This window comes from Streptomyces sp. NPDC059866, from assembly GCF_042731325.1.
In the GTDB taxonomy this organism is placed as follows: domain Bacteria; phylum Actinomycetota; class Actinomycetes; order Streptomycetales; family Streptomycetaceae; genus Streptomyces; species Streptomyces flavusporus.
In genome coordinates, this window is record NZ_JBHWJT010000001.1 from 390058 (window position 1) to 402948 (window position 12891).

13 protein-coding genes are annotated in these 12891 nt (G+C 72.0%); 5 read left to right on the forward strand and 8 right to left on the reverse strand.

The features are described from left to right. Positions 1 to 182 precede the first annotated feature (182 nt). Positions 183 to 953 carry a methyltransferase gene (locus ACFV7R_RS01800; RefSeq protein ID WP_385258685.1) on the reverse strand — a complete coding sequence of 257 codons (771 nt, stop codon included), beginning with the start codon at positions 951 to 953 and terminating at the stop codon, positions 183 to 185. A gap of 85 nt (positions 954 to 1038) precedes the next feature. Next, positions 1039 to 1653, reverse strand: a complete 615-nt coding sequence (locus tag ACFV7R_RS01805) for an SAV_6107 family HEPN domain-containing protein (RefSeq protein WP_240797297.1) — start codon at positions 1651 to 1653, stop codon at positions 1039 to 1041. Positions 1654 to 1822: 169 nt separating this feature from the next. Between ACFV7R_RS01805 and ACFV7R_RS01810 the strand changes: the two genes are divergently transcribed. From ACFV7R_RS01810 to ACFV7R_RS01830, 5 genes are all read left to right on the forward strand, one after another. Next, positions 1823 to 2635, forward strand: coding sequence for an ATP-binding cassette domain-containing protein (locus ACFV7R_RS01810; protein WP_385258688.1), 813 nt, complete (start codon positions 1823 to 1825; stop codon positions 2633 to 2635). Next, the gene (locus ACFV7R_RS01815; RefSeq protein WP_385258691.1) at positions 2607 to 4691 is read left to right on the forward strand and encodes a YhgE/Pip family protein; all 2085 of its coding nucleotides are present in this window, start codon (positions 2607 to 2609) and stop codon (positions 4689 to 4691) included. The genes ACFV7R_RS01810 and ACFV7R_RS01815 overlap by 29 nt, the downstream gene beginning before the upstream one ends. Before the next feature lie 50 nt (positions 4692 to 4741). After that, entirely contained in the window at positions 4742 to 5371 is a 630-nt protein-coding gene (locus ACFV7R_RS01820; RefSeq protein WP_385258693.1) for a TetR/AcrR family transcriptional regulator, read from the forward strand. Positions 5372 to 5773: 402 nt separating this feature from the next. Then, positions 5774 to 6388: a DUF4126 domain-containing protein gene (locus ACFV7R_RS01825; RefSeq protein ID WP_224736123.1), complete on the forward strand. Its 615-nt coding sequence runs from the start codon at positions 5774 to 5776 to the stop codon at positions 6386 to 6388. Positions 6389 to 6462: 74 nt separating this feature from the next. Next, positions 6463 to 7980, forward strand: coding sequence for a phytoene desaturase family protein (locus ACFV7R_RS01830; protein WP_385258696.1), 1518 nt, complete (start codon positions 6463 to 6465; stop codon positions 7978 to 7980). 10 nt (positions 7981 to 7990) lie between these two features. Here the strand turns inward: ACFV7R_RS01830 and ACFV7R_RS01835 are convergent, their stop codons facing one another. From ACFV7R_RS01835 to ACFV7R_RS01860, 6 genes are all read right to left on the reverse strand, one after another. Further along, on the reverse strand, positions 7991 to 8926 hold the full coding sequence (locus ACFV7R_RS01835) for a hypothetical protein (protein WP_385258698.1): 936 nt from the start codon (positions 8924 to 8926) through the stop codon (positions 7991 to 7993). 56 nt (positions 8927 to 8982) lie between these two features. Continuing rightward, positions 8983 to 9906 carry a methylenetetrahydrofolate reductase [NAD(P)H] gene (metF, locus tag ACFV7R_RS01840; protein ID WP_129797425.1) on the reverse strand — a complete coding sequence of 308 codons (924 nt, stop codon included), beginning with the start codon at positions 9904 to 9906 and terminating at the stop codon, positions 8983 to 8985. Between the two features lie 107 nt (positions 9907 to 10013). After that, the gene (gene thiE / locus ACFV7R_RS01845; RefSeq protein WP_385258701.1) at positions 10014 to 10670 is read right to left on the reverse strand and encodes a thiamine phosphate synthase; all 657 of its coding nucleotides are present in this window, start codon (positions 10668 to 10670) and stop codon (positions 10014 to 10016) included. A gap of 100 nt (positions 10671 to 10770) precedes the next feature. Beyond that, a complete protein-coding gene (locus tag ACFV7R_RS01850; protein ID WP_385258703.1) occupies positions 10771 to 11136 on the reverse strand; it encodes an Rv2175c family DNA-binding protein in 366 nt (121 codons plus the stop codon). Between the two features lie 107 nt (positions 11137 to 11243). After that, positions 11244 to 12494 carry an NAD(P)/FAD-dependent oxidoreductase gene (locus tag ACFV7R_RS01855; RefSeq protein ID WP_385258706.1) on the reverse strand — a complete coding sequence of 417 codons (1251 nt, stop codon included), beginning with the start codon at positions 12492 to 12494 and terminating at the stop codon, positions 11244 to 11246. Between the two features lie 28 nt (positions 12495 to 12522). Beyond that, the gene (locus ACFV7R_RS01860) at positions 12523 to 12876 is read right to left on the reverse strand and encodes a hypothetical protein (RefSeq protein WP_385258708.1); all 354 of its coding nucleotides are present in this window, start codon (positions 12874 to 12876) and stop codon (positions 12523 to 12525) included. Positions 12877 to 12891: the final 15 nt, after the last annotated feature.

The window sequence follows — 12891 nt, forward strand, 5'->3', positions numbered from 1 at the left end:
TTTGGCCAACCGGAACCCGCCATGGTCGGACCGGCCCGCTGAGGCTTCCATTCCCCGGCGGCCGACCCGTCATGCCGGTCGGTCTCCCTCGATCATACGGCGGGAAGGCCCCGATCGGGGGGCCTGTGGCGTACTCCATCTGCAACCAACGCGCTGATCAGCGGCGCGCCCCGGCAGGCTGCTCAGGCGTCGGCAGCCCCTGGCGTCTCGCCGAGCACATGAAGCTGCGTGGCCACCGCGTGGAACGCCGGTACCTCGGCCGCCGCCGCCTCCAGCTTCAGCAGGGCGTCCATGGCTCCGGGCTCGGTGTCCACCAGCACACCGGGCACGAGGTCGGCGAAGACCCGTACGCCGTGCACGGCGCCGACCCGGAGGCCGGCGGCCTCGACCAGTTCGGTCAGCTGGTCGGCGGTGAAGCGGCGGGGCATCGGGTCACCCGCGCCCCAGCGGCCGTGCGGATCGCCGAGGGCCTGCTTGGCCTCCTTGAAGTGGCCCGCGAGGGCGCGCGCGAGGACGGCACCGCCCAGACCGGCGGCGAGCAGGCTGAGGACGCCTTCGGGCCGCAGCGCGGCCACCGCGTTGCGGACGCCCTCGGCCGGGTCGTCGACGTACTCCAGGACGCCGTGGCACAGCACCGCGTCGTAGCCGCCGCGCTCGACCACGTCGAACAGGCCGTGGGCGTCACCCTGCACACCCCGCACCCGGTCGGCGACGCCGGCCTCGGCAGCGCGGCGCTCCAGGGCGAACAGCGCGTTGGGGCTGGGGTCCACGACCGTGACCCGGTGGCCGAGGCGGGCGACGGGCACCGCGAAGTTGCCACTGCCGCCTCCGGTGTCGAGGACGTCCAGCGACTCCCGGCCCGTGGCCTTGACCCGGCGGTCCAGAGCGTCCTGGAGGACCTCCCAGACCACGGCGGTACGGAGAGAAGCGCGGGGGCGCATCGGGTCCGACACGGCAGTTGACTCCTCGGCGCGGCACCGCCTCGGGGCGGAGCGAACGGGCTGCCTCCCCGGACCCGGGGTGCGGGAGGGGATGGCTTCAGGCGCTCTCCACCCTATTGCCTCCACGGCCCTGACCGGTCACTCCTGTGGTCCCGCCTCGGTGGGGATCCGAGCCGGGGTCGCGGTCCGCTGCCTCGTCCGCGTCCGGACGTGGCTGGGGCAGGACCGGCTGGAGTACCAGCATCCGCTCGACGAGGCGGATGAACATCGCCACGTCGCGTATCAGGTCGTCGGCGTCCCGGCGGCTGGCTGCGCCCTTGATGCCCGCTTCGGCCCGGGCGCGACGCCGGGCCCCCGAGGCGAACAGGGCGCTCCACTCGGTGAGTTCGGGCGCGATTTCGGGGAGCACTTCCCACGCGCTCCGGATCCGGGCCCGGCGTCGGGGGTTGGTCTCCGGGCGTCCCCGCGCGGCGAGGACGGCGGCGGCGGTGCGCAGGGCGGCGAGGTGGGCCGTCGCGTAGCGCTCGTTCGGCGTTTCGAGGACGGTTGCCTCGTCGAGTCCGGCACGGGCCTGGGCGAGCAGGTCGAGGGCGGCGGGCGGGGCCGTGGCCCGGCGGAGCACGGGGTGCACATCGCTCGCCGGGCCGGTCAGTGAGGGGGCAGGGCCGGTGGCGCGGCGCCGGCGTGCGGCGGCTGCGGACGAGTTGGCCATGACGAACCTCCTGTCGTCTGTGTGACGGCACGCCCTGATACGGGGTGCCGTATGTGCCCATCGTGAGGTATGGCACTGACAATCCGTTCTGACCTGGGCTTTTGCTTCGATCGAAGGTTCGGGTTAGATTTTGCACTGACCAGTCAGTTCAAAAATCCCTGGGGGAATTGTGGGGGGACTCGCTGTCGCCGCCCGCGACTTCGGGCTCAGGGGGCCTCGCGGCTGGGCCTTCCGCGGCGTCTCCTTCACCGCGGAGCCCGGCTCGCTGATCGCGGTCGCGGGACCTTCGGGCTCGGGCCGTACGAGCCTGCTGCTCGCGCTGACCGGACGGATGAAGGCCACCGAGGGGACGGCGGCCGTCGGCGAGGCCCGGCTGCCGAAGCAGTCGGCGGCCCTGCGCCGGGTCAGCGGGCTCGCGCACGTTCCCGGCGTGACCGACCTCGACCCCGCCCTGACCGTGGCGGAGCACCTGCACGAACGGGCCTTGCTGCAGAGCCGCTTCGGGGACTCGCTGCGGGGGCTGCTGCGGCCGCGCGCCGACCGCACGAACGAGGCGAAACTGCGGATCGACACCGCCCTGGCCGCCGCGGGCCTCGACCGGGAGGCCCTGCCCAAGGGCTCCCGGACCGCCGTACGCGACCTGGAGCGCCTGGAGGCGCTGCGCCTGTCCGTCGCCCTGGCCCTCATCGGACGCCCGCGGCTACTGGGCGTGGACGACACCGACCTGAAGCTCTCCCCCGCCGAACAGGGCGAGGTCTGGGCCCTCCTGAGGTCGGTCACCGAGGCCGGGACGACGGTGCTGGCGGTGTGCAGCGAGGCACCGGAGGACGCGGTCGTGGTGTCCACGCAGGCCCGCGACAACGACGTACGGGTGCCCGAGAACCAGCCGGAGGACCAGCCAGAAGGCCGGCCGGAAGACCAGCCCCTGGACGACGAGGTGAAGGAGGCGGCGGATGCGCTCGCCGAAACTGGCCGCTCTTGAGCTGCGCCGCTTCGGGCGCGGCAAGCTGCCCCGCGCCGCCCTGGTGGCGCTCCTGCTGCTGCCCCTGCTGTACGGCGCGCTCTACCTGTGGTCCTTCTGGGACCCGTACGGCCGCCTCGACCGGCTCCCCGTGGCGCTGGTCAACGACGACAAGGGGGCGACCGCGGACGGGAAGAAGGTCAACGCGGGCGACGACATCGTGGCGGGGCTGCGCGACAGCGAGGTCTTCGACTGGCACGAGGTGAGCGCCGCCGAGGCCCGCGCGGGCGTCGAGGACGGCACGTACTACCTGTCGCTGACCATGCCGGCCGACTTCAGTGCGCGTATTGCCTCCAGTGCGGGCGACTCCCCCGAGACGGGCGCCCTTCAGGTCCGTACGAACGACGCGAACAACTACATCGTCGGGCAGATCTCCCGGACGGTGTTCAGCGAGGTGCGTACGGCGGCGTCCACGAAGGCGTCGCGGTCGTTCCTGGACCGGATCTTCATCTCGTTCTCCGACATCCACGGCGAGACGGTGAAGGCCGCGAGCGGCGCCGACAAGCTCAGGAGTGGCATCGGTACGGCGGAGAAGGGCTCGAAGGATCTCGCCGACGGTCTGAAGGACGCCGAGGACGGCAGCGGGAAGCTGGCCAAGGGCCTGAAAAAACTCAACAAGGGCGCCGACGACCTGGAGGACGGTTCGAAGCGGGTCGCGGAGGGGACGCAGGCGCTTGCGGACAAGGTGAACGGGGTCGCGGACAAGGTGGGGCCCTTCCTCGAGGACAACGAGAAGGCCATCGGGGACACGGCCCAGTTCGTCGCCGACTCGTCCGGGGCGATCCGCGACAACCTCGAGACCCTGGTGAAGCGGGCGCCGACGGCCGCCAAGGATGCCCGGGCGGCCTCCGGCACGCTGAACGACGTCCACAAGAGGCGCTGCGAGACTCCCGTACTGCCCGATGCGGCCTGCTCCGACCTGGAGAAGGCCAAGGACGCGGCGGCCGACGTGGCGACGATCGCCGACGACGTCAACACACTGATCACCGATCACGACAGCGACCTGAAGAAGCTGGACGGCCATCTCGCCACCCTGGAGGAGCAGTCCCAGGCCCTCGCCGACCGCGCCCCGCACCTCTCCGAGGACCTCGACGACGCCGTCACCAGGATCAACAAGCTGAACGAAGGTGCCGGAAAGGTCGCCACAGGTGCGAAGTCGCTGCACACCGGGCTCGGCACCGCCAAGACCGGCGCCGTGGACCTCGACAAGGGCGTCGGCGACCTCAGGACGGGCGCGGACGACCTCAGCGGCGGCATGTTCAAGCTCGTCGACGGTTCCGGGAAGCTCGCGAACGGGCTGCACGACGGCGCCGAGCAGATTCCCGACTACGACAAGCAGCAGCGCGACGCGCGGACGGAGGTCATGGCGGACCCGGTCCAGCTCGCCTCCAAGACGCTGCACAAGGCACCCAACTACGGCACTGGTTTCGCCCCGTACTTCATCCCGCTGTCCCTGTGGGTGGGTGCGATGGTGGCGTACATGCTGATCCCGCCGCTCAACCGGCGGGCGCTGGCCACCGGCGCCTCGGCCTGGCGGATCGCCCTGGCGGGCTGGCTGCCGGTGCTGGCGATCGGCGTACTCCAGACGGTGGCCCTGATGTCGGTGCTGCACTGGGCGGTCGGGCTGGAGATGGCGCGGGCGGCCGGGACGGTGGGCTTCCTGTTCCTGGTGACGGCGTGCTTCGCGGCGCTGATCCAGTGGCTGAACGCCCGCTTCGGAGCCGCCGGCCGCATCCTGGTCCTCGCCCTGCTGATGCTGCAGCTGACGTCCGCGGGCGGCACCTATCCCGTGCAGACCAGCCCGGGCTTCTTCAACGCGCTGCACCCCTTCCTGCCGATGAGTCACATCGTCGAGGCCCTCAGGAGGCTCATCTCGGGTGGTGGCCTGGAACCCGTGTGGCACGCGTGCGTGGTGCTGGCCGCCTTCACCGCGGGCGCCCTCGCACTCACCGCGCTGTCGGCCCGGCGCCGGCAGGTGTGGACCCTGGACCGGCTGCACCCGGAGCTGAGCCTGTGAAGACACCTCCCGCCCCTGCGAGGCAGCGGTTTCCTGTGACAATCGGGGCCATGGAAAGCAGCAACACCGCCTCGGGGGCCAGTACGCGCCGAGAGGCCACCCGGCAGAAGCTCTACGAAGCGGCCGTCACGCTCATTGCGGAGCAGGGCTTCTCCGCCACCACGGTGGACGAGATCGCCGAGCGGGCCGGGGTCGCGAAGGGCACGGTCTACTACAACTTCGCCAGCAAATCCGTCCTCTTCGAGGAGCTGCTGCGGCACGGCGTGGGCCTCCTCACCGCCTCCCTCCGGGAGGCGGCCGAGCAGACGGCGAAGGACGGCGGCACCAAGGTGGCCGCACTGGACGCGATGATCCGGGCCGGGCTCGTCTTCATCGACCGCTATCCGGCCTTCACCCAGCTGTACGTGGCCGAGCTGTGGCGTACCAACCGGGCCTGGCAGTCCACCCTGCTGGTGGTCCGGCAGAAGGCGGTGGCGGTCGTCGAGGACGTGCTGCGCGAGGGCATCGAGAACGGCGAGTTCAGCGAGGAGATCGACGTGCCGCTGACGGCGGCGGCGCTCGTCGGCATGGTGCTGGTGGCCGCACTGGACTGGCAGGCGTTCCAGCCGGAGCGTTCCCTGGACGACGTCCACGCAGCCCTCTCACGGCTGCTCCAGGGACGGGTCAGCGGGCGCCCTTAGGCGGCACGTACAGGCAACACGAACAGGCGGCACGAAAGCGCCGGTCCGAGATGGCCGCGTCCCCCGCGGGCCACACTCGGACCGGCGCTTCTCTGTGCGCCCCCGTTTTCCCCCGTTGGGCCCCGTTTTCCCCCGTCGGGCCCCTTCGGTCCTCCCCCGGACTCCCCCGTGCCTCGCTCCCGCCGACCGGGGCCGGCGGAAGGAGCGGATCGTGGGCCGGGCCGTTCCGGCGCCCCGTGTCGCCGGTGCCGGGCCCGTGCCCCTCTCCGTGCCTCCACTCTCTCGTTCGCGCAGGTCGGCCCCCATCCGCGCGCGTACTCATCTCGTCGCCTGAGTACGGATACTCAGCCGTACGCACTCGCCCCCAGGACGCCTCGGCCACGGCTGGTTACAATCGCCTCCGTGTCCGTACTCCCCCTGGTGTTCACCAGCGGCTGGGCCAGCGGCGTCAACGCGTACGCGGTGGTGCTGGTGCTCGGCTTCTTCGGTGCGACGGGGCTGAGCGACGAGGTCCCCGAGTCACTGCAGCGCCCCGAGGTGCTGATCACGGCGGGGGTGCTGTTCCTGGGCGAGGCGGTCGCCGACAAGATCCCGTACGTCGACTCGGCATGGGACTCGGTGCACACGCTGATCCGGCCGGCCGCCGGGGCCTGGATCGGGGCGCTGCTCGCGGGCCAGAGCGGTTCGCTGTCCGATCTGACGGCGGGCGCCATCGGCGGTTCGACGGCGCTGGCCAGCCATGCGGTCAAGGCCGGCACGCGGATGGCGGTCAACAGCTCGCCGGAACCCTTCAGCAATGTGATCATCAGCGTGGCCGAGGATCTCGGGGTCGGCGGGATCGTCACGTTCGCGATGTTCCATCCGGAGGCGGCGGCCGTCATCGCCGGCGTGTTGCTGGTCGCCGGGCTGGTCATGCTGTACTTCCTCGTCTCTCGCATCCGCCGCTTCCGGCGCCGCAGGGCGCAGCGCCGGGAGGAACGGCGATTGGCGGCGCGGGCCGGACCACCGCCCGGCTGACCTCCGGGCCATGGGAGCGTGCAGGTCACAGGCCCGCGGGCGGATTGTCAGTGGCGGCCGATAAAGTCGCAGGCATGGCACGGATTGCGGTGATCGGCGCCGGGATGGGCGCGATGGCGGCTGCTGCCCGGCTGGCCGTCGCGGGCCACCGGGTGGCGGTGTACGAGCGTACGGAGACGTACGGCGGCGCGGTGCGCCGACTGGAGCGGGACGGATTCTCCTTCGACACCGGCCCGGGGCTGCTGCCGCTGCCCGCGGTCCACCGCGACCTGTTCCTCAAGACCGGCAAGGAGCCGCTGGAGGCGTGCGTCGAGCTGGTCCAGGTCGACCCGTCGGCCCGGCATGTCTTCGCGGACGGCACCGAGGTGTCGCTGCCGAACGCCTCGCGCGCGGGAGCGGTCGCCGCCCTGGACGAGGCGCTGGGGTCGGGGGCCGGGGGACGCTGGGGCGACTTCCTGGTGCGGGCCCGCGAGGCCTGGGACCGGACCCGCAGGCCTCTCCTGGAGGAGCCCCTGTGGCCGAACTGGCCGGTGCTGGCCGAGCGTGAGCCCTACCCCGCCGTCCCGCACAAGCGGCTGCTGCGCACCCGCCGGGCCGGCACACTCGCCGAGGTCGGCACCTGGGAGCTGCGCGATCCCCGGCTGGTCGCCCTGCTGGAGAGTCAGGCCCTCGCGTACGGCCTGGACCCGCGCGTCGCTCCGGCCGCCGCCGCCGTGCTGCCGTACCTGGATCACGCCTTCGGCACCTGGTACGTGCGCGGTGGCATCCGGGAACTCGCACGCGCGGTGTACGAGCGCTGCCTGGCCCGGCGGGTCGAGTTCGTCTTCGGCGCCGAGGTGACGACGGTGCTGGAGAAGGACGGCCGGGCCGCGGGGGTGGAGCTCGCCGACGGGACGGTGGCTCAGGCGGACTTCGTGGTCGCCGGTGTCGCACCGGAGGTGCTGAGCCGTGTCGTGCCCGGTACGGCGATACGGGGGGCGGGCGAGGTCCCGGGGCAGCGCGGGCTGCCGAGCCGTCTGACGGTGCTGCTGGCGCTGCGCGGCGGGCGTCCGGAGGGGACGGTTCATCGGACGGTGGTGCACGCGGAGGACCGCGAGCTCGAGCTGGGGTCCGTGTTCGGCACGCCCGCGGGGATGGCCGCCCGTCCCACGGTCACGGTGCTGCGGCCCGACGATCCCCAGCTGGTCCCGGACCCCGCGCACGAGGCGGTCACGCTGACCGCCACCGTCCCCTCCATGCCGGGCGAGTGGAGCTGGGCGGATGCAGAGGTCTTCGACCAGCACGCCGAGGCCATGATCACCATGGCCGGACGCGTCATACCCGACCTGCGGGACCGCCTCCTGTGGCGCGAGGTGCGCACTCCGGCCGACATCGCGGAGGTGACCGGCGCGGAGGGCGGGGCGGTGCCGGCACCGGCGCTGGCGGCGGCCGAGGGCCGGCTGCTGCACCCGTCGAACACGACCGGGCTGCCCGGCCTGTTCACCGTCGGCGGCTGGTCTCACCCGGGCGGCGGTCTCCCCCATGCCGGCATGTCGGGCGCCCTGGTGGCGGGGCTGATCGTGGAGGGGCCGGGCTTCCGGGGATCTCAGTGAAAGGCGGCGTTCAGAAGCGGTACCGCTCGTCGTACTCGTTCCCCTGCGCCTGACCGTCGCCCTGGTACGGGTAGGGCTGCTCGGGCGGGAGTTCCCCGCCGTAGGCGTCGTCGGTGCTGCGCTGCTGCGGTACCCACACGCCGCCGGGCGGGGTCTGGCCGCCGTAGCTGCCGGTGGCGTACTGGTCCTGGCCGTAGGCCTGCTGACCGTACTGCTGCTGGTCGTAGCCGGTGTCGTACGCGGCGCCGCCGTAGGCCTGGGTGCCGGCGTACGGGTCGGAGTACGCGGCGTACTGCTGCTGGCCGGTGGTGTCGTAGCCGTACTGCTGCTGGCCGTAGGAGTAACCGTCGTAGGCGTAGTTCTGATCGGCACTCTGGGCGGCCGTTGCGTACTGGTCCTGGGTCTGCCCCGCGGCTGCGTACGCGGTGTCGCCGTATATGCCGTACGAGCCGGTGTCGTCGGGCATCGGCTGCGGTTCGTACACGGCGGTGGCCTCGGCAGCCGTGGGCTCCGAACGGGCGGGCGTGAACACGTCGTCACGGTCGTAGTCGTCCTGGCCCTGGGAGGCGTTGCGGTGACCGTACTGGGCGCTGTCGTCGCCGTAGTCGCCCGCTTCCAGATCGGAGACCTCGAGGGTCGGGTCCTGGTGCTCCGGCTCGCCGCGGCGGCGCTTGCTGCCGCCCAGGCCCGAACGCCCGGCGACCGCCCAGCCGGCGGCGAAACCGCGGCGGAACGACAGCGTGACGTACGTCTGCCCGACCGCGAAGGCGGCGGCGCCCAGTCCGATCACGACGACGGACGGGATCAGTACACCGACGACGACACCGAGGAAGCCGGCGAACGCCAGCAGCCGCCAGCGAAGCCGTGCCTTGTACTGCAGCAGGACCTCGCCGAGCAGCCACAGCGCGACGATGCCGAACGCGATGTAGAGGACCGTCCAGCCCATGTACGCCCCTCTCCCAGTGGCCGCTACGCAGTGTGTCGTATGAGCGTGCGACCGGTCTAGGCCCGCGGTGGGTGGTGCAGGCCCAGATTCTCGTAGATTTCCAGCGTCGCCGTGGAGTTGTTGAGCGTGATGAAGTGCAGTCCGGGCACTCCCTCGGCCAGCAGCCGCGCGCAGAACTCCGTGGCGAACTCGATCCCCATGGAGCGTACAGCGGCCGGATTGTCTTTTGCTGTGAGGATTCGCTCTTTCAAGGTGGACGGAAGGTGAGCATTACTGAGCTGCGGCAGTCGTTCCAGCATCCGGACGCTGGTCACGGGCATGACCTCCGGGATGACCGGGGTCTCACAGCCGGCCGCGGCGACCCGGTCGCGCAGCCGGAGATAGGACTCCGGCTGGAAGAACATCTGGGTGATCGCGTAGTCGGCGCCGGCGCGGCACTTGTCGACGAAGTGCGTGACGTCCGTGTCCCAGTCGCTGGAGCGCGGGTGCATCTCCGGGAAGGCCGCGACACCGACGCAGAAGTCGCCCGACTCCTTGATGAGCCGGACGAGTTCGGCGGCGTAGGTGAGGCCCGTGGGATGCGGCACCCACTCGCCCATCGGGTCGCCGGGCGGGTCGCCGCGCAGGGCGAGCATGTTGCGGATGCCGGCGTCGGCGAACTGGCCGATGACGTTGCGCAGTTCGGTGATGGAGTGGTCGACCGCGGTGAGGTGGGCGACCGGGGTGAGGGTGGTGTCGGCGACGATCTGCTCGGTCTCCTTGACCGTGCTCGCGCGCGTCGAGCCGCCGGCGCCGTACGTCACGGAGACGAAGTCGGGGGCCACCGCCTCGACCCTGCGGAGGGCGTTCCACAGGCTGCGCTCGCCCTTGGCGGTCTTCGGCGCGTAGAACTCGAACGAGTACGTCGTCTTGCCGGTGGCGAGCATGTCGCGCACGGTACGTGCGCGATCAGTCCTGGTGGATGCGGTTCCGAGGGCCATACGGGCAGGTTAGCCAGGGGGCGGCGGTCCCCCAACCGGATGCCGCAAATTTGCCCGATTTGTCGGCTTGTTGTCCATCCCTTGGACACCTTGGACAAACGTGCGTGTCACGCCTGTCGCAGCCGCTTGGCGAACTCCGCCGCGGCCGCACCAGGGTCGTCCGCCTCCGTGATGGCCCGGACGACCACGACCCGGCGGGCGCCCGCGTCGAGCACCTGGTCGAGGTTGCCGAGGTCGATGCCGCCGATGGCGAACCAGGGGCGGTCGGTGCCGAGCCCCGCCGTGTACCGCACCAGGTCGAGGCCGGGGGCGTGGCGGCCGGGCTTGGTGGGGGTCGGCCAGCAGGGGCCGGTGCAGAAGTAGTCCACACCGTCCTGGACGGCGGCCGCGGCGGCCTCGGACTCCGCGTGCGTGGAACGGCCTATGAGGATGCCGTCGCCGAGGATCGCCCGGGCGGCGGGGACGGGGAGATCGCCCTGGCCGAGGTGGAGTACGTCCGAGCCGGCGGCGTGCGCGACATCCGCGCGGTCGTTGACCGCGAGGAGCCTGCCGTGCCGGGCGCAGGCCTCGGCGAACATCTTCAGGTGCTCCAGCTCCTCGGCCGCCTCCATGCCCTTGTCGCGCAGCTGCACGATGTCGACCCCGCCCGCCAGGACCGCGTCCAGGAACTCCGGCAGATCACCTTGGCGCTTGCGCGCGTCCGTGCACAGGTACACCCGGGCGTCGGCGAGCCTGGCGCGGGCGGTGGCGGCGGTGGCGGTCATGTGTCCCCCGTTGTGGGTGGCGTACGGGCTGCGGGTGAGCGTGCTGGACAGCGGCCGTGGCCTGCGCGCGCCGCGGCCCGTACGCCGGACGGTTTTCGGATCAGACGGCGAGCGCCTGGGCGCGGCGCTTCACCTCCGTGCCGCGATTCTCGCTCAGCGCCTGTGCGGGGGTGCCGGGCAGGGTCGGATCGGGGGTGAACAGCCACTCCAGCATCTCTTCGACCGTGAAGCCGTCGTCCCGCAGGAGCGTCAGGGTTCCGGAGAGGCCCTTGACGACCTTGTCCCCGTCGATGAAGGCGGCGGGGACGTGCAGCGCGCGGTTCTCGCCGCGGCGTACGGCGATGAGCTGGCCGTCCTTGACCAGCTGCCGCACGCGCGTCACCTCGACACCGAGCTTTTCGGCGATGTCGGGAAGGGTGAGCCAGGCGGGGACGAGAGCGTCGATCTTTGTGTCAATCTCGGTCACGGAAACCAGCCTGCCATCCCCCACTGACAGTCGGAAGCCGGACCGGTCCGACCTGGGGCGACGGACCACTGGGACGGACCGGGAGCAAGGGGCCGTCCGGGCGGTGCCTACGACGGCTGCGCCACCGCCGATTTCAGCGGCCGCGCCGGGTCCGCCAGCAGTTCCGGGTTCATCGGTGCGCCGGCCTCGATCAGCCGTCGCCCCTGGGCCAGATCCCTCGGGCGGCCCACCGCCAGCAGGGCGACGAGCCGGTTCTCGCGCAGCCAGCAGACGGTCCAGGCGGGGCCGGACGGGTCGCCGCGCCATACGGTGCGGTCGGCGGACGTGTGGTGGCCGGCGTACTGGACGAAGCGGCCGAACTGCTCGGACCAGAAGTACGGCACCGGGTCGTAGACCACCGGGGCCTCGCCGGTCGCCTCGCCGATGATGTTCGCGGCCACCGTACGAGGGCCCTGCAGGGCGTTGTCCCAGTGGTGGACCAGAAGGCGCTCGCCATATCTTCCCGAAGGGAAGGAGGCGCAGTCGCCCACCGCGTAGACGTCCGGCGCGGAGGTGCGCAGGTGCTGGTCGGCCACGACCTCGCCGTATGCGCCGAGCTCGATGCCGGCGCCGGTGAGCCAGGCGGTGGCGGGCCGGGCGCCGATACCGACCACGACCGCCCCGGCGGGCAGCCGCGAACCGTCGTCGAGCACGACCGCGCCGGGCTCGACCCGCGCCACGCGCGCGTGCGTGCGCAGTACGGCACCGCTGTCCGCGTACCAGTCCGCCATCGGCGCGGCGACCTCGGCGGGCAGCGCCCCGGCGAGCGGGCGGTCCGCGGCCTCCACGACCGTCACGGCGCAGCCCGCCTCGCGCGCGGCCGTGGCGAACTCCGCGCCGATCCAGCCCGCGCCGACGACGACGATGTCGTGCCGGCGGGCGAGCACGGGCCGCAGCCGCTCGGCGTCGTCCAGGGTGCGCAGCAGATGCACGCCGGGGACGCCCTCCGCGCCCGGCAGCGTGATCGGTTCGGCACCGGTCGCGAGGACCAGGACGTCGTACGGCACCGGCCCGGCGGCCGTGTCGAGCTCGTGCTCGTCGGGGCGGACGCCGAGGACCTCGCGCCCGAGGTGCAGCTCGATGTCGAGCGCCTCGAAGTCGACGTCGAAGGCGGAGCCCTCCGCCGTGCCGAGCAGGACGGCCTTGGACAGCGGCGGACGGTCGTACGGCTGGTGGGGCTCGGCGCCGATCAGCGTCACCGTGCCGGTGAAGCCCTGTTCCCGCAGGGCGACCGCGGTCTGCACACCGGCCATGCCCGCACCGACCACGACCACGCGCCGCGGCTGCGACAGCCCCGTCTCCTGCGTCTGCTCGCTCACCTGATCACCATAGTCAACTGACTTTCTGTCAGTCAGCGGTGGGTTCGGTGACCTGCTCCACAACGCTCGTCCCGTTGCCCTGCTGCGACTCCCACTCCCAGGTCTCCTCCAGCCGCACCCGCCCGTCGGGCAGCTCGACGACCCTGGACTCGCAGTGCCCCGAGGACGTCGTCCCGTCCTGCTTGAGCTGCACGTACCGGAAGTCGAGCAGGTCGCCCTCCCGGGTCCCCACCAGGTACCCGCGCACGACGTCGCCGCCCGCGTACTCGGCCCAGATCTCCCCGTCCTGCTCGTGGTACGTGAACCGGGTGCGGGTACCGACCTGACCCGGTGCCTGGTCGGCTACGGGGGCGAGGACGAGGCCGTCGAGCGAGCTGGGCATGACAACAGGCTCCCT

Bases quoted from the DNA above. Each gene is read 5' to 3' on its own strand.
- ACFV7R_RS01805 (WP_240797297.1), bottom strand. From the start codon at position 1,653: ATGGCCAACTCGTCCGCAGCCGCCGCACGCCGGCGCCGCGCCACCGGC.
- ACFV7R_RS01835 (WP_385258698.1), bottom strand. From the start codon at position 8,926: ATGGGCTGGACGGTCCTCTACATCGCGTTCGGCATCGTCGCGCTGTGG.
- ACFV7R_RS01815 (WP_385258691.1), top strand. From the start codon at position 2,607: ATGCGCTCGCCGAAACTGGCCGCTCTTGAGCTGCGCCGCTTCGGGCGC.
- ACFV7R_RS01820 (WP_385258693.1), top strand. From the start codon at position 4,742: ATGGAAAGCAGCAACACCGCCTCGGGGGCCAGTACGCGCCGAGAGGCC.
- ACFV7R_RS01860 (WP_385258708.1), bottom strand. From the start codon at position 12,876: ATGCCCAGCTCGCTCGACGGCCTCGTCCTCGCCCCCGTAGCCGACCAG.
- thiE (WP_385258701.1), bottom strand. From the start codon at position 10,670: ATGACCGCCACCGCCGCCACCGCCCGCGCCAGGCTCGCCGACGCCCGG.
- ACFV7R_RS01830 (WP_385258696.1), top strand. From the start codon at position 6,463: ATGGCACGGATTGCGGTGATCGGCGCCGGGATGGGCGCGATGGCGGCT.
- metF (WP_129797425.1), bottom strand. From the start codon at position 9,906: ATGGCCCTCGGAACCGCATCCACCAGGACTGATCGCGCACGTACCGTG.